This is a genomic window from Streptomyces sp. NPDC051684 (genome assembly GCF_044453445.1).
GTDB lineage: Bacteria > Actinomycetota > Actinomycetes > Streptomycetales > Streptomycetaceae > Streptomyces.
Genome location: NZ_JBITCS010000006.1, coordinates 42,658 through 60,644, shown reverse-complemented (window position 1 = coordinate 60,644; position 17,987 = coordinate 42,658). Strand labels below are relative to the sequence as shown.

Sequence of the window (17,987 nt, the reverse complement as noted above, 5' to 3'; positions counted from 1 at the left end):
TGCCGGGCCTTCTGAGGGCCGTTCAGCGCCTGTGACTAGTCGAGGTAGTCACGCAGGACCTGCGAGCGCGACGGGTGACGCAGCTTCGACATCGTCTTGGACTCGATCTGGCGGATGCGCTCACGCGTTACGCCGTAGACCTTGCCGATCTCGTCGAGGGTCTTCGGCTGACCGTCGGTGAGACCGAAGCGCATGGAGACGACGCCCGCCTCGCGCTCGGACAGGGTGTCGAGCACGGAGTGCAGCTGCTCCTGGAGGAGCGTGAAGCTGACCGCGTCGGCCGGGACGACCGCCTCGGAGTCCTCGATGAGGTCACCGAACTCGCTGTCGCCGTCCTCGCCCAGCGGGGTGTGCAGGGAGATGGGCTCGCGGCCGTACTTCTGGACCTCGATGACCTTCTCGGGGGTCATGTCGAGTTCCTTGGCCAGCTCCTCCGGGGTGGGCTCGCGGCCCAGGTCCTGGAGCATCTGACGCTGCACGCGCGCGAGCTTGTTGATGACCTCGACCATGTGCACCGGGATACGGATGGTGCGGGCCTGGTCGGCCATGGCGCGGGTGATCGCCTGACGGATCCACCAGGTGGCGTACGTCGAGAACTTGTAGCCCTTGGTGTAGTCGAACTTCTCGACCGCGCGGATCAGACCGAGGTTGCCCTCCTGGATGAGGTCCAGGAAGAGCATGCCGCGGCCGGTGTAGCGCTTGGCCAGGGAGACCACCAGACGGAGGTTGGCCTCCAGGAGGTGGTTCTTGGCGCGGCGCCCGTCCTCGGCGATGATCTCCAGCTCGCGCTTGAGCTTCGGCGCGAGCTTGTCGGCGTTGGCCAGCTTGTCCTCGGCGAAGAGACCGGCCTCGATGCGCTTGGCGAGCTCAACCTCCTGCTCCGCGTTGAGGAGCGGGACCTTGCCGATCTGCTTCAGGTAGTCCTTGACCGGGTCGGCGGTGGCACCGGCGGCGGCGACCTGCTGGGCCGGCGCGTCGTCCTCGTCGTCGTCGGACAGGACGAAGCCCTGCCCCTCCTTCTCCTCGGCCGGCTCACCCTCGCCGGCCTTACCGGCGGCGGGGGCGGTCTCCTCGGTCGCCTCGTCCTCAAGAAGGTCGTCGTCCTTCTTGGCGGCGGTCTTCTTCGCGGCGGTTTTCTTGGCGACCGTCTTCTTGGCGGCGGCCTTCTTGGCCGGCGCCTTCTTCGCCACGGCCTTCTTGGCCGGCTCGGCCTCCTCGTCGACGGCCTCGACGGCCGGCGGCTCGGGGGTGGTGCTGGCGGCGACCTTCTTTGCGGTGACCGTCTTGGCCGCGACGGTCTTGGTCGCGGTGCGCTTGACCGGACTCTTGGCTGCGACGCTGCTCTTTCGGGGACGCTTGGGCTCAGCGGCACTGACCATCAGCGTCACACCCTCTTCCTCGAGGATCTGGTTGAGGCTGCGCAGAACGTTCTTCCACTGAGTGGCCGGAATCTGGTCGGCTTCGAACGCACGGCGCACGTCGTCGCCGGCGATCTGGCCATCAGCCTTTCCCCGCTCAATGAGCGCCATGACAGAGACGGACTCGGCGATCTCCGGCGGGAGCGTACGGGATGTGCTGGCCGACACGAACAACCTCTCGGAACGTTGGAAAACGGCTTCCGGCCCCGTCCTGTGTGGACCGGAGCCGACGACCGCCGGCTTGGGGATGGGCCGACGGCGCGGGCAGGAGCCTGGGAGATGGACAGCGCCACAAGCGGCTGCTGTATTCCCTCCTCGGCTGTCACCTCTTAGGTCATCGCGCTACCCCGAGGAGCGTTACGCCCAATCTGCGTGGTCCGAGTCACACCGCGTTATCGGTCAAAGACTGACTGATACGGACAGAACAGGTCATGCGGCTGAACTCGTCCGGGCTGCGAGCGTCCCCCGAAGAACGGATCCCCAGAGGAGAACGAACCTTCCGCCTACGCCTCGGGTCGCCGGAGGGCGCCCTCCTGCACATGCGTCGCGTCCACGTCGCACATGCGGCACCGTCCGGCGACCCATGGTTCGCCCTCCCCGCCCAGTCGCGCCCCTGGCGCGGTCAGTGCTCGCGGGGAGCGGGCACGACGCGCTCCACCTCGGGGTGGACGGTGAGCAGCTGGCGCATGGCCGCCTCGGCTCCCGAGCCATCACCCGCGGCGAGCGCGTCGACGATGCGCGCGTGGTGCGCGACGACCGTCTCGTTCGGGCGGTCGCAGCCGATGACCGGGCCGCCGGAGACGTGCAGGGCGGCGGACACGATGCCGGAGAGGTGTTCGAGCATCCTGTTGCCCGCGAGCTGGATGAGCAGGGAGTGGAACTCGGCGTCGGCGCGCGAGAACGTGATCGAGTCGCCCTGCCCCAGCGCGTGCCGCATGATCTCCACCATGTCGGCCAGGCGCTGCTGCACGTCCTCCCTGCCGTGCCCCGCGGCGAGCCGCGCGGCGAGGGGCTCGATCGTCCACCGCAGCTCGCTGAGCTCGCGTCGCTGGTCGTCGCGCTGCGGCCCGAAGGCGCGCCATTCGATGATGTCCGGGTCCAGCAGGTTCCAGTCGCTGACCGGCCGCACACGCGTGCCGACGTTCGGCCGGGCGCTGACCAGGCCCTTGGCCTCCAGTACGCGCAGGGACTCGCGGACGACGGTGCGGGACACCTCGAACCGCTGGCCGATCTCCTCCGGAACCAGCGGGCGGTCGGCGCCGAGGTCGCCGGAGACGATCATCTGACCGAGCTGCTGGACGAGTTGGCCGTGCAGACCGCGCCCCCGACTGCCCCCGGCACGTCGGCCCACCCGGCCGAGATCCGGGTCGGGGCTCTCCCATGCGGGGCCGCCGACGCGGTCGGCGGTCGGCTCCACATAGGGGTAGCGGTCGAGTTCGCCCGGTCCTGCGAGGCCGGAGTCGGCGGAGCGGGCGGCGGTCATCATGGTGTGCGCAAGGGTACTCACGGAATCTGTTGTCGGCGCCGTCCCCAACTCCCTTGAGGTCTTTGGTGAAAAGCACACGAAAGGGTGATCTCCCTCCTCGCCGTACTTGACGCCTTATCGGAAAGAAGTGGGCGTTCCACGGGGAGTTGCGCTCAACGGGACATCGGAAGGCGTCGGGCGGTCGTCACCGCACCCGAGTACGCAGCGCTGTGAGCAGATATGCGCAGAGCAGAGCACTCAACGACAACATCAGTGCACCGCCCACGGGTTGAGTGATCATCCGCATTCCGGCGGCCGCGAAACGCTCGATCCCGAACGGCCAGTCCACCAGCGCAAGATCACGCAGACGTCCGGGAAGTCCCGCCGCCGTTCGCACAGATGGTCCCTCCAGGGCTTTCTGTACGAGCGGCACGATGATGATCGGTACGGCCACCACCGCGGCGAGTCCGGCGGCCGTGGACCGGAACAGACCGGACGCGAGGACGCCCGCCCAGGCGCAACCGACGACCAGTGCGAGCCAACTCACGCTCAGGGACGGCCACTCGGCGGGAACTTGTGTGAGTTCCGGTCCGTATACGAGGTGGAGCAGCGCGGCATCACCGAGGACGGTGAGAACGCCCAGGAGAAGGGCGGCCGCCGCACCGACGAGCAGCTTCGCGGCGAGAAGTCCCAGACGGCGGGGGACGGTTCCGCGATCGGCGGCGAGTGCGGGGTGGCGGAATTCCTCACCGAATGCGAAGGCTCCGAGCAGTCCTGCGCCCAGGGCGGCGGGCGGCAGGGGAAGGACTTGCGGCCAGGCGGCGATCAGCAGTGGCTGCGGGGTGTGTCCGGCGCGTGCGAGCAGCACTGAGAGGAGCGCGGAGACGACGAGAACGAGTGCGACGGTGACATACCCGGTGGCGATGCCGGTCGCACGACGCAGTTCGTAGCGCACCGGACGCAGTGGACCGCGGGCGGTGCGCACGGTGATCGGCGGCGGCAGCGTCGGCAGCGCGACAGCGGTCTCGCGCGCGGATTCGACCACGGGTGCACGGTCGTTCGAGGTGGCTCGGCGCTGTGCCGCCGAGGGCGATGCCGCACCGGCGAGCGGGACGAAGGTGCTGGCGGGGGTAAGGGTGTTGAGGGGAGCAGTAGCCGCGGGAGTGTCGGCCGGGCCGCCGGCCCCGATGCCGGTCTGGGGCTCGGTGCCTGCGTCGCCGATCTCGTCGCCGCTGTCCGGTCGGCCGTCGGTGTCGCGTGGCGTCGCCGCCGATGGACCCGCGTCACCGATCTCGTCGGCGAGTTGGTGCACGAGGATGCCGTGCCGGAACGCGATGTCCCCCACGTCCGCGCAGGTACTGCCGTACACCGACAGCCGGCTGCCGTCCTCCGCGACCACCTCGACGGTGCGCTTGGACGTGCGTGCCTCCTTCGCCAGGAGGACACCGAACCGCGCGGCGTGCGGACTGCGGACCGCGACCCGGGGCCGCAGCCTGGTGCGGGCGAATTCGGCGACATCCTGGTCCGCCACCACCGTGCCCGCGTCGAGCGTGACGACGCGGTCGGCGACCCGGGCCGCCTCCTTGGCGTCCTCGGTGGTGAGGAGAACGGTGCCGCCGAGCGCGGCGTGCGCCCTCAGTAGGCCGTGCAGCCACCTGCTCTCCCGGGCGGAGAGGCCCGCCGCGGGGTCGTCGAGGACCAGCGTGTGCGGATCGGCGAGCAGCGCGCAGGCCAGGCCGAGCCGTCGGTCCATGCCGCGCGACAGGGTGCCCAGGCGTTCCTCCTTCAGGCTCACCAGGCCCACCACCTCGAGCACTTCGTCCGCACGGCGCACGGATACGCCGGCCGCGGAGCAGAGCATGCGCAGGTGCCCTCGGACGGTTCTGGCCGGGTGACCGGGCACGTCTCCGAGCAGGACTCCGACTTCGCGCGCGGGATGGGCGATGCGGTGCAGCGGGCGGCCTCTGAAGTAGGTGACGCCACGGCCTTGTTGGAGTTCGAGCATCAGACGTACAGCCGTGGTCTTGCCCGACCGTCGTGCGCCGAGCAGGGCGGTGACACGGCCGGCGCGCGCGTCGAAGGACACGTCGTCGACCGCGGGCGGGCTCCCCTTGCGTGCGTTACTCGTCAGTCCGGTGGCCTGAATCATCGCTTCTCTCGCAGGATGGGCGACCGCTCGGCGGCCGGGGCCCGCTCGCCGACAGGGCGACGGGCAAACCCCTGAGGTACTTCAGCAAGATAACGCGATATTTAGCACTTTTCGGGCATCGTGCTTACGTGAGTGCCCTCGAATCCGGACCTCCTGCCGGTGCCGCCGTGCCCCACCGGACGCCGACGCCACCCGTACCGCGCCGGAGTCACGCCTCCGGCCGCACCGGCGAATCGCTCAGGCTTCCGGTCGCAGCATCGGAGGGTTGAGGAGCGTCGCCCCGCCGGCTCGGAAGAGCTGGGCCGGCCGGCCGCCCTGGCGGGTGGTGGTGCCGCCGGTCGGCACCAGGAAGCCCGGCGTGCCCGTCACCTTGCGGTGGAAATTGCGCGGGTCGAGGGCGACGCCCCACACGGCTTCGTACACGCGGCGCAGCTCGCCGACGGTGAACTCGGGCGGGCAGAACGCCGTCGCTAGCGAGGAGTACTCGATCTTCGAGCGCGCCCGCTCCACACCGTCCGCCAGGATCTGCGCGTGGTCGAAGGCCAACGGTGCCGCCTGCTCGTCCTCCCGCCCGTAGCCGCCGTGCTTGAGCAACGCCTCCACCGGAGCCCACCGCGCGCTGTGCGCGTCGCCGCCGGGGCGCGGCGCGGGCAGATCGGGGGCGAGCGCGAGATGCGCGACGCTGACCACGCGCATCCGGGGATCCCGCTTCGGGTCGCCGTAGGTGGCCAACTGCTCCAGGTGTGCGCCGTTGTCCTGCGCCGGCGCCATCGGGTCGTGGGCGCACAGCCCCGTCTCCTCGATCAGCTCGCGCGCGGCCGCCGCGGTCAGGTCCTCGTCGTCCCGCACGAACCCACCGGGCAAGGCCCAACGCCCTTGAAACGGCGGTTCACCACGGCGCACCGCCAGCGCGCACAGTGCGTGACGGCGCACGGTCAGCACGACCAGATCGACGGTGACTGCGAAGGGCGGAAAGGCCGACGGGTCGTAGGGCGACATGGAACGATCATAGTCGTCTGCCTGACGATAAACACTCCCTTCGCTCTCTTGCTCCGCCCTGCGTCGGGCGGTGCGCAATGGTCGTCGCCTGCCAGGACCCGGGCGCGTCACACTCCCAATTGGAGTTCGCCCGAGGCCTCCTCCACCATGGCGAGGCCAAGCCTGCTGACGCGTACGGAAAACCCTTGCCCGGCGACCCGCAGCCCGGTCAGCCCGATCTCTCCCAGCGGGGCGCTGCGCATCGGCGACAACGTCACCGTCCCCGCCGGCACGTCGGGGCGGACACCCACGAGGCCGGCCAGGAGGTGCACTCCGGCAGCGGCCGCCACGGCGGCGGGTCTGCACGCGGCGGGGTGCGGCATCGGAATGCCACCCTCGACCCGCTGCAGCCCCGCGTACATCTCGGGCAGCCTGTAGTCGAAGGCTTCGGCCGCGTCGAGGACACCTCTGATCAGTGACGCCGCCTCCTTCTCGTACCCGGCGGCGGACAGGCCCGCGACGGCGACAGCGGTTTCGTGCACCCGCACCGCCCCCGATCGGTGGCCGAACGGGTTGTACGCCGCCTCCTTCACCCCCAGGCTTCTGAGCCCCCATCCGGAATCGAGCCCCGGCGCGCCGAAGAGCCTCGCGAGTTGCTCGGTCCGCACCTTGTCCAGCAGGCCCGGCGCACACGCGCCCGCGCCGAGCAGCCCGGTGTCCAGAAGGTGGGCGGCTCCGCTGCCCAGGAACGCCGACCTGCGGCCGTCCGCCGAGCGCGCGGCCGCCGGTCGCCCTCCGCCGCGGTCCTCGACCCAGAAGTCCTCCTGGAAGCGCCGCCGCAGCTCCGCGGCCCACTGACGCAGTTCGTCGCCGCCGGGTCTGTCGTAGGCCTCCAACAAGTCGGCACCGAGCAGGGCGGCCCGGTGCGCGTGCGCCTGGGTCTCGCACCGCTGAGGGCCGCCCGGGCCGGGGTCCGGGATGTAGGTGCCTTCACGGGCGGTGGTCCGCAGCCACTGCAGACAGCGCTCGGCGGCCGGCAGCAGCTCCGCCACCTCGGGCTCGCCCAGGCCCCAGCGTCTGGCCTCGGCGAGCAGGACCGGGAACAGGAGAGTTGCCTCGACCCCCGTGCAACTGGACGGCAGGTGCACGCCCGACTGCCGCCGCGGGCCCGGTAGTTTCCCGAACACCGCTCCGGGCTCGCGCAGTTGTGTACGGGCGAGGGCTCGCAGCGTGCCGACGGCGAGCGCGGTCCCCAGCGGCAAGGCCATCCGGGCGGCCACGAGTGCCTCGGCTGGAGCCGGGCCGCAGCGCCACGGGGCGCCCGCGGCCGCGCAGACGTCCGACGGATGCGCGGGGTCACCCACCAGGAGCGCCTGCAGGTCGGCGATGCCCGCGCGCAGCAGCGGGCCCACGCGCGGGTCGTCCCCCTGTGCCACGGCCGGGGCGAACGGCCGGATCGCGCTGCGCCCCGCCGCTCTGCCGGTTCCCTCGCCGAGGGCCCGTACCCGCAGTCGCACCGTTCGCGTGCCGCCCGGCGGAAGTTCGAATTCCCAGCGCAGCAGGCCGGCGGATGCCAGAGCGTCCATCGGCGGAGGCGTCACTGTGACCAGGACGGTCGGCCCGCCGTCCGTCGGCGACGACGACCAGCGCAGTCCGCCGTCATGGACCATGGCGGACAGCTCGTGCCCGCCGCTCCCGGCCGCCACCGCGCCGAGGTCGGCGAGATCCGTGCCCAGAGCCACTTCGAACGGCAGCCGCAGGGTGCGCTGCGCGGAGCTGCGCAACGTGATGTCCTCCATGCCCTCCGCGTGCCGAATCCGCTCGACGACGACGTCCGGATCGGGCCCGGCGTCCGAGGCCGCCCGCAAGGTCGCCGTGAAACAAGCCCGGTCCGCGGAGATCATGCGCGCCTGCACGGCGGTGGGTTCACGCCCCGCCACTCGGATCTGACAACGCGAAAGCAGGCGTCTGCCTCGGTGGTAGAAGCCTTCCAGTCCTTGGCCCGTCAGCTGTCCCGAGCTCGACGAGATCGCGAGGCCGGGCAGAGCTACACCGATCAACGCCTGGTGAACCGGCGCGAGTTCCTGGGCCCGCCGCAGCGCACGAGCCGGCCCCGTCGAAGGCGCCTGGAGACCCGGTAGGCCCGGAGGTGTGCGTGGCCGCCCTTGCGCAGGCTCGGGCGGCACGGCATCAGGGACTCGTTGCGAGGCCGACGCGCCGGCCGCCTCGCGAACCGCCGGGGAGTCACGGAGCAGATCATCGTCACGCACCGCAGGTGCGTACTGTGGCGAAGCGTTGGAGGTCATCGTCGCTCCCCTTCCCTGGCTGGCACGGCGCTCCGGTGGCCTGCCCCACACCTCGGCTGCGCGGCCCGGCCGCCGCCACCGCTCACCGAGATGAACGGGGCGTGCCCACTCCAAGTAACGCCACAGGGCCGCGAAACGAGAACGCGCATTCGCGGTGCACCCCGCCCTCATCCGTCGCCCCTGCTCCGCTGTCGCCTGGGGCGGCGGGGCTCCATCGGTCGCCGAGGTGCACGCGCGCCCGCCCGCGCGGGACGCGTCCCGGCCCCAGGACGCCGCTCGCCCCGTCGGCGCAGGGCGGCCTCCAAGCCACGGGCGGCACGGGACACACCTGGGTCGGCGGCGCCTCCAGGGACGGCCACCGCCGAAGGCCGGGCTCCGTCCCCTCCCCCGGCACTCGTGGATGCGTCATCGATCTCCCCGGCCGGCGTCTCCGAGCCCTGGTCCTGCCCCAGGTCCGAGTCCAGATCACCGTCCGGGTCCGTCCGCCTCGCCCGCAGCGAGCGCCGCACGGGCTCGGGGTCGAGCCCCTCGGCCCGTGCTTCGTTGAGCAAGCGCGCGAACACATAGCGCGGGTCAGCACCGAGGGCCATCTCCAGCGCCTGGTCCGCCTCGACGGTGTCGCCGAGTGACCAGGACACCCATCCCACGAGGGCCAATGGCGCCGCGGCGTACTCCCCGTAAGGGCTGACGCACCGGCGCGCCAGTGCCCGCCACAGGCGCAGGGCATGAACGGCCTCCTCGCCCTCCATCCATTCCGCCGCCCGGTCCCTGGTCACCCGGTCCTGGAGACCGAGAATCAGCGACGCGGCCTCGTCGTGCGCGAGCAACTCGTCGTCCCTGAGGTCGGCCGTGAGCGCGTCGTCCGCTCCCGGCGCATCCGCGAGGCGCCGCATGACCAGGCGGGCCAGGTCCAGCGTCGCCGCCTCCACCTCCTCGCGGGACGTACCAGTCAGGATCCTCGGCACGAGATCCATCGCCGCCGCATCGAGGGCACTCCTCTGATCCGTGACGAGCGCTGCCTCCAAGGGGGCCAGGCGTGCCCTCATCCGCCCCAGGGACTCCCGTACCCGAATGCCCGCGAAGGCTGCGGTGGCCGCCATCACCGAGGTGCCGTCGGTCGCGATGACGTTGCCATCGGCCGGGCAGCACTCGGCGCGTGCGCAGCAATAGGACCAGTACCTGCCTTCCGAGAGGCACAACGCCTCCGTGACCGGCACGTCGAGGCCGCCGCACTCGGTACGCAGGAGCTGGGCGAGCGGCCTGAGCCGCTGCATGACCCGCCGCCCCGCGTCGGGGCCGGGGGCCGGGGCGTCCTGGCAGAGGAACGCGACGACGCTGTCGGGGTGGCCGTCCCTGCGCTCGCACTCGCCGATCAGGCACTGGGCCATCTGTCGCGCCACGGCCTGCCAGTCCTCGGTGCGCTCGGGAATACCGAGGCGCACACGACCCCCGAAACGCCCCTTGTGCAGGGCGACCAGGACGATGCTGTCGTCGGGCCGGAACCCGAGCAAGTACGGGAGCGCTTCCGCGAGTTCGCCTGCCGTGCGGAGGGTGATCTTTGCTTCGCCGGTCAGCCCGGCGGGCTCGCTGTGATTCGTCATGCGCCGACCATGCCGCGGAACACATGACTCCGGTTCGCCCTGTGGATAACCCCGGTCAGGGACACGACAGGAGTTGTCCACAGCTGGCGGGGCTCGTTCGCGTGATGTCAGTGCGATCGGGTTGCATGGGGACATGAGCGACGAAGAGCTGCGGACAGCCGCCGATACCGTTCTCGCCCGTCTCGTCGGCGATCCGAGCGGCAAGGCCAGACTGCGCGAGGACCAGTGGCGTGCCATCGAGGCCCTGGTCGCCGACCATCGTCGGGCCCTCGTCGTGCAGCGCACCGGCTGGGGCAAGTCCGCGGTGTATTTCGTCGCGACCGCGTTGATCCGCCAGAGCGGCGGCGGGCCGACCGTGATCGTCTCCCCGCTGCTCGCGCTCATGCGCAACCAGGTGGAGGCCGCGGAGCGCGCGGGCATCCGCGCCCGCACCATCAACTCGTCGAACACCGAGGAGTGGGACACCGTGCGGGCCGACGTCGCGGCCGGCGAGGTCGATGTCCTCCTGGTCAGCCCGGAGCGGCTCAACAACCCCGACTTCCGGGACAACGTACTGCCCCAACTCGCCGCGGCCACCGGCCTGCTTGTCGTCGACGAGGCGCACTGCATCTCGGACTGGGGGCACGACTTCCGCCCCGACTACCGCCGCCTGCGCACGATGCTGGCCGAGCTTCCGCAGGGTGTCCCCGTCCTGGCGACGACAGCGACGGCCAACGCGCGCGTGACGGCGGACGTGGCCGATCAGCTCGGCACCGGATCCGGCTCGGACGCCCTGGTGCTGCGCGGCCCGCTCGACCGCGAGAGTCTCAGCCTCGGCGTCCTGCAGCTGCCCGACGCCGCACACCGCCTGGCCTGGCTCGCGGACCACCTGGACGAGCTTCCGGGCTCCGGGATCATCTACACCCTCACCGTCGCCGCCGCGGAGGAGGTCACGGCCTATCTGCGGCAGTGCGGACACACCGTGTCCTCGTACACGGGGAAGACGGAGAACTCCGATCGGCAGCAGGCCGAGGAGGACCTCTTGGCGAACCGCGTGAAGGCGCTGGTCGCCACGTCGGCGCTCGGCATGGGCTTCGACAAGCCGGACCTCGGCTTCGTCATCCACCTCGGCTCCCCGTCCTCACCGATCGCCTACTACCAGCAGGTGGGCCGCGCCGGGCGCGGAGTCGACCACGCCGAGGTGCTGCTGCTCCCCGGCAAGGAGGACGAGGCGATCTGGCGTTACTTCGCCTCGCTCGCCTTCCCTACGGAGGAGCAGGTGCGGCGCACGCTGGACGTGCTCGCGCAGTCAGACAGGCCGCTCTCCCTGCCCGCGCTCGAACCACTGGTGGAACTGCGCCGGTCACGCCTGGAGACCATGCTCAAGGTCCTCGATGTGGACGGCGCGGTGCACCGAGTGAAGGGCGGCTGGATCGCCACGGGGCAGCCCTGGGCCTACGACACCGAGCGCTATGCGTGGGTGGCCAAGCAGCGCGAGGCCGAGCAGCAGGCGATGCGGGACTACGCGACGACGAGCGGCTGTCGCATGGAGTTCCTGCGCCGTCAGCTGGACGACGAGGAGGCCGTCCCGTGCGGCCGCTGCGACAACTGCGCGAAGCCGAGGTTCTCCGACGCCGTCTCCCCCGAAGCACTGAACTCGGCGCGCGGTGAACTGGGCCGTCCCGGCGTCGAAGTGGAGCCCAGGAAGATGTGGCCCACGGGGCTCGCGGCCGTCGGCATCGACCTCAAGGGCCGTATCCCGGCGGGTGAGCAGGCCGGATCCGGGCGGGCGCTGGGCCGCCTGTCGGACATCGGCTGGGGAAACCGGCTGCGTCCCATGTTCGCGCCGAAGGCCCAGGACGGGCCGGTGTCCGACGATGTGGCGGGGGCCGTGGTCGAGGTGCTCGCCGACTGGGCCAAGGGGCCGGGCGGCTGGGCCTCCGGTTCCGCCGACGCCTCGCCACGCCCCGTGGGCGTGGTGACCATGGCCTCCCACACCCGTCCGCAGCTCATCCAGTCCTTGGGCGCGGGCATCGCGCAGGTCGGCCGTATGCCGCTGCTGGGCAGCGTCTCGTACGCGCCGGGCAGCGACACCGCCCACATCCCGCGCAGCAACAGCGCACAGCGGCTGCGCGCTCTCGACGGCACGTTGAGGCTTCCGGCGGAGCTGTCCGAGGCGCTCGCGCGCGCGGATGGCCCGGTCCTGCTCGTCGACGACTTCACGGAGACCGGCTGGACGCTCGCGATGGCGGCTCGGCTGCTGCGCCGGGCCGGCGCCGAGGGGGTGTTGCCCCTGGTCCTGGCGGTGCAGGGATGAGGAACGCGTAGCGACCCGACCTTTGGGCAGGATATTGGCGACGCATCGCCAGAAACAGGAACGCGGTCCCAATTGCTCGTTGCCGTCTGCCACTGCGACGGGAAGAATTGGGGCTGCTCCCCGCGCGGCTCCCCGTGATCCGGTGGACGGTAGAGCTGTATCGCGGTGCGCTCCCCAGTCCGACCCCGCCCTCAGTGTGGGCGTCTAGCCGAAGGGAGGACCGTGGCCTTCGGATTCGCTCCGTCCTCGGCGGTATCGATGTCCGCGTCCTCGATGCGCACCGAGAGGTCCGCCGATTCCGTCAACCGACCGACAAGGCTGCTCGAACCCGCGGAGTGGGCGGCGGCCGGCATCCCGCTGCTGCGCAACCCCCGCGAGGTCGTCAGTGGGCTGCACTCCCGCCACCGGCCGATCCCCCAGACCGTCGTCGTAGCCGTGCTCGACCCCGACGAGCGCCTGCGAGCCAGTGCCTCGTTCGTGCGCCGCGAGAGCGCCACCGACGGCTGGACGTTCCGCAACGCCCTGCTGTCCCAGTTGCGCCGGGTGATCCCGCACGACCTGCGCCGCCGCACACCGGTGCGGACCGCGGTGATGCTGTACTGCCGCGAGGGCGACACCCGCTGGACGGAGGAGGACGGGGCCTGGATGTGGGGGCTGCGTGACGCGTGCACGCTGCATGGCCTGCGCTGCGGCGCGTACATCACGATGACGCGGGACGGCTGGCAGGTACTCGGAGAGGGCAGGGCCGGTCGGCGCCCGAGCGTGGGTTCCGTGGCCGAGGCCCTGGGGGCCGGGGCGCCGTCGGCGCCGCGCACCGGCGGCGCCACGACGGAGGTGCTCCGCCGCGCGGCGGCGCGCTGAACGGCACGGCGGCCGCCGCACGCCCGCCTGCCGGACTCCCCGGACACCGCTTCGCGATGCGGGCAGCCGGCAAGCGGCGCGTCAGACCCCGGCGCCCAGAGCTGAGTTGATGCGCTCCGGGTCACCGCACACGATGAGCAGCGCACCGGCCCGGCCGAGCGCGATCGGCAGCGCCGCGGTTGCCACCTCGTCGGCTCCGCCGTTCACGGCGACGACGACCACCGGGCGGGACGCGGCGCGGCCCAGGGCGGAGGCGTCGGCGTAGAAGACGTCGTCGCGCGCGTCGTGCTGCGCCCAGTAGGAGTCCTCACCGAAGGACAGCTCATGGGCCGCCCACGGGTGCGGGTCACCGGTGGTGACCACCAGGACGTCGCCGGGCGCACGACCCGAGTCGAGCAGCATGTCGAGGGCCTCCTCCGCGGCGTCCAGCGCGCCCTCGACCGAGGCCGGGATGAGCTGGATCTGCGGCTGGGAGGCCGAAGTCGGCGTGGCGGCAGGGGCGTTCGGCCCCGGCTTCTGGGCCCCCACCGACTCGCGCGGGGTTCGCTGCGCGGGCGGCATGGGCCTGGAGGGACCCGGACGTCCGGGTCGCGGTGGCGCCGCGGGACGCGGGCCGGGTACGGGACGGGGGGTCGGCGCGGTACGGCCGCTGGTGGGCGTGGCGCGGGGACCCTGGGCACTCTCGTGAATCTGAGGCTCCTCGGGACTGAGAGGCATGAGCTGATATCTATCAAACGCAGGTGCGGATCGCGTCAATGGGTGGCACGTCAGTGCGAACGCGGCGGTCAGAAGTCGAAGCCGAGTTGACCCTCGATCTCCGGAACGCCGACATCCGCCCAACCGCGGGCCTTCTTGAGGTGCCGCCACTGGGGCAGCGCATCAAGATACGCCCACGAAAGCCGGTGGTACGGGGTGGGCCCCCGTTCCTCCAACGCGGCGCGATGCACCGGCGACGGGTATCCGGCGTTGGCCGCAAACCCGAAGTCTGCATGGTCGATGCCCAGTTCGGCCATCATTTTGTCGCGGCGGACCTTGGCGATCACCGACGCCGCGGCGACGGCAATGCAGGAACGGTCCCCCTTGATCACCGTACGAACCTGCCAGGGGGTCCCCAGGTAGTCGTGCTTCCCGTCGAGGATGACCGCGTCCGGCCGCACCGGCAGGCCCTCGAGGGCTCGCACGGCGGCGAGCCGGAGGGCAGCCGTCATCCCCATGTCATCGATCTCCTCGGGCGAGGCGTGCCCGAGGGCGTGCGCGGTCACCCAGCTCTCCAGCTGCTCCGCGAGCGAGTCGCGTCGCTTGGGGCTGATCAGCTTGGAGTCGGTGAGACCCTCCGGCGGCCGGCGCAGCCCTGTGACGGCTGCGCAGACGGTGACCGGACCGGCCCAGGCACCGCGACCGACCTCGTCGACACCAGCAATGATCTTGGCACCGGTGGTGGCGCGCAGTGAGCGCTCGACGGTGTGGGTGGGTGCTTCGTACGGCATGGCGGCAGACAGCGTACGCCGCCCGGGTACCGTCGCGACACCCGGCTCGCCTCAATGCGCCTGCCGACGCAACAGCGGGACCATCACGTGGTCGATCATCTCCACCAGATCCCCCTCTTCCCATTCGCTTCCGCACACCTTCGAGCGATACATCATCAGCGCCGGAATCACGTCGCACACGCTCGCCTCGTCGACGTCCGGGCGCACCTCGCCGCGCTCGACACCGCGGCGGACGACTTCCTTGATCAGCTCGACACTGGGCTCGATGACGCCTTCGGCGATCACGCTGTGGAAGCGCTCGGCGGTGAGTGTGTCGCATTCGTGAAGCACAGAGCGCAGCGCGTAGCCGGGTCGCGAGTACATGGCCGCCCGCAGTCGGCGACACAGTTCCAGCAGGTCCTCCCGAACGCTTCCGCACTCCGGCGCCGAGTCCAGCGCGGGCAGCCCCGCCTGGAGCGCGTCGACGACGAGGTCCTCCTTGGAGGGCCAGCGTCGATACACCGCGGCCTTGCCGGTCTGCGCGCCCGCGGCGACGCCTTCCATCGTGAGGCCGTTCCAGCCGACCGTGCTGAGCTGATCCAACGCGGCCTCCAGGATGGCCCGTTCGAGCACGGGGCCACGCCTGCGAAGCGCGGAGGCCGCCTGAGCGGGGGCGACCGTCCGACGTGAACTAACCATCTTCATCTCTCCGTTGAGCCGTCCGAGAGCGGTTCGGACGCGCGGCAGCGAGCTCAGCACACACTCAGGTGCGCTGATGGGGAGCCACCACCGAGCATCTCAGGCTTCGCCCCTTCCATTCGATGGGTCGACGGCAAGCTTCTACCCGCATATTCCCAACTCCAGTAAAGAACGCTTGTGTTCACTATGACGATGCCGCTACGATCCCGCACAGGGAACGTCACCGTTCCCTAATCTTGCCCATGGGGGATCGCTCGTGACACAGGATCAGGTCCAGGCACATCCGGCTCCACCCAGCAAGCCCCGCGCCACCGCGCGCCCGCCCCGACCCGGCATCGCGCTGACGGTCATCGCCGCATGCCAGTTAATGGTCGTGCTCGACGCCACCATCGTGAACATCGCCCTGCCCCACATCCAGACGGCGCTGGGCTTCTCCACCAACAATCTGACCTGGGTGATCAACGCCTACGCGCTCACCTTCGGCGGGCTGCTGCTCCTGGGTGGCCGGGCCGGCGACCTTCTCGGCCGCCGCCGCATGTTCATCACCGGAATCGCCCTGTTCAGCGTCGCCTCACTCGTGGGCGGATTCGCCCAGGAGCCCTGGCAGTTGCTCGCGGCCCGCGCGCTTCAGGGCGTCGGCGGCGCGATCGCGTCGCCCACTTCCCTGGCGCTCATCGCCACCACCTTCCCCGAAGGGCCCGAGCGGAACCGGGCGTTCGGGGTCTTCGCCTCCGTCTCCGCAGGTGGCGGCGCCGTCGGGCTGCTGGCGGGAGGCATGCTCACCGACTGGCTTGACTGGCGCTGGGTGCTCTTCGTCAACGTACCCATCGGTGTACTGATCGCCCTCCTCGCGCCCCGCTACATCAAGGAGTCGCAGCGCCACCCCGGCCGGTTCGATCTGCCGGGCGCCCTCACCTCGACCCTCGGCATGGCCGCCCTCGTGTACGGGTTCATCCGTGCCGCCTCCGAAGGCTGGAGCGACGGGCTGTCCATCGCGTCCTTCGGTGCGGCAGCGGTCCTGCTGATCGCCTTCATCGCCATCGAGAGGCGTACCAGCCAGCCGATCACACCCCTGAAGCTGTTCACGGACCGCAACCGGTCCGGCACGTACGCGATGATGCTGAGCCTCGCCGCGGCGATGTTCGGCATGTTCTTCTTCATCGTGCTCTTCGTGCAGAACGTGCTGCACTACAGCCCGGTCAAGGCCGGCCTTGCCTTCCTCCCAGTCACCGCCGCCATCGTGCTCGGCGCGGGGATCGCCACGAACCTGCTGCCCCGGCTCGGCCCCAAGCCCTTCATGACGGTGGGCTGCCTACTGACCGCCACGGGAATGGGCTGGCTGACGCTCATCGACCCGGGAAGCTCCTACGCAAGCGGCATTCTCGGCCCGATGCTCCTGTTCGGCTTCGGCATGGGCCTGAACTTCGTCACGCTGACCCTGACCGCGGTCTCCGGCATAGCCGACAGCGAGTCCGGTGCGGCGTCCGGCATGCTCAACACCACACAGCAGGTCGGCGGCGCCCTCGGCCTGTCGGTCCTCACGACGATCTTCAGTAGCGCCAGCGAGAGCGAGGCCAAGAAGCAGATCCCGAAATTCCTCGCCGAAGGCTCACCGGAGCAGAAGGCCGAGTTCGCCAGGACCCACCGGCTGCCCGCTCCGTGGAACGACTCGGTGCTGGCCCACGGCATCGGCCAAGCTTTCATAGCGGCCGCGGGACTGGCTGTGGCCGCGGCGCTCATCGCCCTGTTCGTCATCCAGGTGCGCAAGAGCGACCTGGAGGCGCTGAGCGGGAAGTCCGGGGCCTCGGCCTGAGGGGCGCTCCCCCGGTCCCGTTTCTGTGCCCTACGCGGTCGGCGCCCAGGCCGGCAGTGGCTCGGTCCGCCCGAGCCACTCCGCCGAGGGCGCTCCGTCCGCGCCGGAAGCGATGATGCCGCCCACGATCGCGCAGGTCGTGTCCATGTCGCCGCCGACCTGGGCCGTGCTCCAGAAGGCACCCTCGAAGTCGCCGAGGCCCCGCGCCGCCGACCAGACGGCGAACGGCACGGTGTCGTGCGCGGTCGTCCTCCGGCCGCAGCCGAGGACCGCCGCCACCGTGGACGGGTCCCCGTAGTCGAGCATGTCCTTGGCCCGGCGCAGGCCGGCGCCCACCGCGCTGCGCGGCACGAGCGAGATCACGCCGTCCAGCAGGTCCTTCGGCGCGGGAGGCCCCGCGGGATCGGCCACCAGGGCGGCAGCGGCGGCCACGGCCATCGCGCCCACGACGGCCTCCCGGTGCTGGTGCGTCGGGTAGGCGGAAATCTCGGCCTGATGCGTGGCCTGCTCGGGGTCGTCGGCGTAATAGGCGCCGAGCGGCGCCATCCGCATCGCCGCGCCGTTCCCCCACGACCCGCGCCCGTTGAAGAGCGCGGAGGCCAGGGTCCGCCAGTCGTCGCCCTCCCGGACCTGCTGCAGCAGCCGGTTCACGGCGGGGCCGTACCCTCGGTCGACGTCCTGGCGCTCCGCGAACGAACGCGCCAGCTCGTCCTGGTCGACGCGCTCGTGAGCGGCCAGGACGGCCACCACCGAGGCGGCCATCTCGGTGTCGTCGGTCCACTGCCAGGTGCCGTCCGGCAGTGCGCGGGACTTGAGCAGCGGATAGTTCGCGGGAACGAAGAATTGTGATCCCAGCGCGTCTCCCACAGAGAGTCCGCGCAGGCTGGACAGGGCGCGGTTCAAGCGCCCGTCGGGTGAGGAGTCAGCGGTCATCG

At 71.1% G+C, this 17,987-nt stretch carries 13 protein-coding genes; 3 read left to right on the top strand and 10 right to left on the bottom strand.

Going from position 1 to position 17,987, the window contains the following annotated elements; translation table 11 throughout:
• Positions 1-35: 35 nt before the first annotated feature.
• From ACIA8D_RS09360 to ACIA8D_RS09335, 6 genes are all read right to left on the bottom strand, one after another.
• A complete protein-coding gene (locus ACIA8D_RS09360) occupies positions 36-1,586 on the bottom strand; it encodes an RNA polymerase sigma factor (RefSeq protein WP_399230273.1) in 1,551 nt (516 codons plus the stop codon).
• 454 nt (positions 1,587-2,040) lie between these two features.
• The gene (locus ACIA8D_RS09355; protein ID WP_399230271.1) at positions 2,041-2,925 is read right to left on the bottom strand and encodes a FadR/GntR family transcriptional regulator; all 885 of its coding nucleotides are present in this window, start codon (positions 2,923-2,925) and stop codon (positions 2,041-2,043) included.
• A 163-nt stretch (positions 2,926-3,088) separates the two neighbouring features.
• Positions 3,089-5,032 carry an ATP-binding cassette domain-containing protein gene (locus ACIA8D_RS09350; protein ID WP_399230269.1) on the bottom strand — a complete coding sequence of 648 codons (1,944 nt, stop codon included), beginning with the start codon at positions 5,030-5,032 and terminating at the stop codon, positions 3,089-3,091.
• Between the two features lie 237 nt (positions 5,033-5,269).
• Positions 5,270-6,031, bottom strand: a complete 762-nt coding sequence (locus ACIA8D_RS09345) for an NUDIX domain-containing protein (RefSeq protein ID WP_266714958.1) — start codon at positions 6,029-6,031, stop codon at positions 5,270-5,272.
• A gap of 107 nt (positions 6,032-6,138) precedes the next feature.
• A complete protein-coding gene (locus ACIA8D_RS09340) occupies positions 6,139-8,070 on the bottom strand; it encodes a glycogen debranching N-terminal domain-containing protein (RefSeq protein ID WP_399230266.1) in 1,932 nt (643 codons plus the stop codon).
• Positions 8,071-8,483: 413 nt separating this feature from the next.
• Positions 8,484-9,917, bottom strand: coding sequence for a DUF4192 domain-containing protein (locus tag ACIA8D_RS09335; protein WP_399230264.1), 1,434 nt, complete (start codon positions 9,915-9,917; stop codon positions 8,484-8,486).
• A gap of 133 nt (positions 9,918-10,050) precedes the next feature.
• On the opposite strand from ACIA8D_RS09335, the gene ACIA8D_RS09330 reads away from it, so the two are divergent.
• Both ACIA8D_RS09330 and ACIA8D_RS09325 read left to right on the top strand, forming a co-directional pair.
• A complete protein-coding gene (locus ACIA8D_RS09330) occupies positions 10,051-12,213 on the top strand; it encodes a RecQ family ATP-dependent DNA helicase (RefSeq protein ID WP_399230262.1) in 2,163 nt (720 codons plus the stop codon).
• Positions 12,214-12,435: 222 nt separating this feature from the next.
• Positions 12,436-13,074 (top strand): hypothetical protein, encoded by a 639-nt coding sequence (locus tag ACIA8D_RS09325; RefSeq protein ID WP_399230261.1) that lies wholly within the window; start codon positions 12,436-12,438, stop codon positions 13,072-13,074.
• Between the two features lie 81 nt (positions 13,075-13,155).
• Here ACIA8D_RS09325 and ACIA8D_RS09320 read toward each other — a convergent pair whose 3' ends face one another.
• The 3 genes from ACIA8D_RS09320 to ACIA8D_RS09310 all read right to left on the bottom strand — a co-directional run bounded on the left by ACIA8D_RS09320 (position 13,156) and on the right by ACIA8D_RS09310 (position 15,239).
• Positions 13,156-13,791, bottom strand: coding sequence for a hypothetical protein (locus ACIA8D_RS09320; protein ID WP_399230259.1), 636 nt, complete (start codon positions 13,789-13,791; stop codon positions 13,156-13,158).
• A gap of 68 nt (positions 13,792-13,859) precedes the next feature.
• Positions 13,860-14,561: a ribonuclease HII gene (locus ACIA8D_RS09315; RefSeq protein ID WP_399230257.1), complete on the bottom strand. Its 702-nt coding sequence runs from the start codon at positions 14,559-14,561 to the stop codon at positions 13,860-13,862.
• A 51-nt stretch (positions 14,562-14,612) separates the two neighbouring features.
• Positions 14,613-15,239 (bottom strand): TetR/AcrR family transcriptional regulator, encoded by a 627-nt coding sequence (locus tag ACIA8D_RS09310; RefSeq protein ID WP_399230255.1) that lies wholly within the window; start codon positions 15,237-15,239, stop codon positions 14,613-14,615.
• Positions 15,240-15,495: 256 nt separating this feature from the next.
• Here ACIA8D_RS09310 and ACIA8D_RS09305 point away from each other — a divergent pair, with 256 nt between their 5' ends.
• A complete protein-coding gene (locus ACIA8D_RS09305) occupies positions 15,496-17,052 on the top strand; it encodes an MFS transporter (protein ID WP_399230254.1) in 1,557 nt (518 codons plus the stop codon).
• Positions 17,053-17,082: 30 nt separating this feature from the next.
• Here the strand turns inward: ACIA8D_RS09305 and ACIA8D_RS09300 are convergent, their stop codons facing one another.
• Positions 17,083-17,985 (bottom strand): ADP-ribosylglycohydrolase family protein, encoded by a 903-nt coding sequence (locus ACIA8D_RS09300; protein WP_399230252.1) that lies wholly within the window; start codon positions 17,983-17,985, stop codon positions 17,083-17,085.
• Between the last annotated feature and the right edge of the window lie 2 nt (positions 17,986-17,987).

Coding starts and splice junctions, on each gene's coding strand:
- ACIA8D_RS09350 (WP_399230269.1), bottom strand. CDS start 5,032: ATGATTCAGGCCACCGGACTGACGAGTAACGCACGCAAGGGGAGCCCG.
- ACIA8D_RS09345 (WP_266714958.1), bottom strand. CDS start 6,031: ATGTCGCCCTACGACCCGTCGGCCTTTCCGCCCTTCGCAGTCACCGTC.
- ACIA8D_RS09335 (WP_399230264.1), bottom strand. CDS start 9,917: ATGACGAATCACAGCGAGCCCGCCGGGCTGACCGGCGAAGCAAAGATC.
- ACIA8D_RS09330 (WP_399230262.1), top strand. CDS start 10,051: ATGAGCGACGAAGAGCTGCGGACAGCCGCCGATACCGTTCTCGCCCGT.
- ACIA8D_RS09320 (WP_399230259.1), bottom strand. CDS start 13,791: ATGCCTCTCAGTCCCGAGGAGCCTCAGATTCACGAGAGTGCCCAGGGT.
- ACIA8D_RS09315 (WP_399230257.1), bottom strand. CDS start 14,561: ATGCCGTACGAAGCACCCACCCACACCGTCGAGCGCTCACTGCGCGCC.
- ACIA8D_RS09310 (WP_399230255.1), bottom strand. CDS start 15,239: ATGGTTAGTTCACGTCGGACGGTCGCCCCCGCTCAGGCGGCCTCCGCG.
- ACIA8D_RS09300 (WP_399230252.1), bottom strand. CDS start 17,985: ATGACCGCTGACTCCTCACCCGACGGGCGCTTGAACCGCGCCCTGTCC.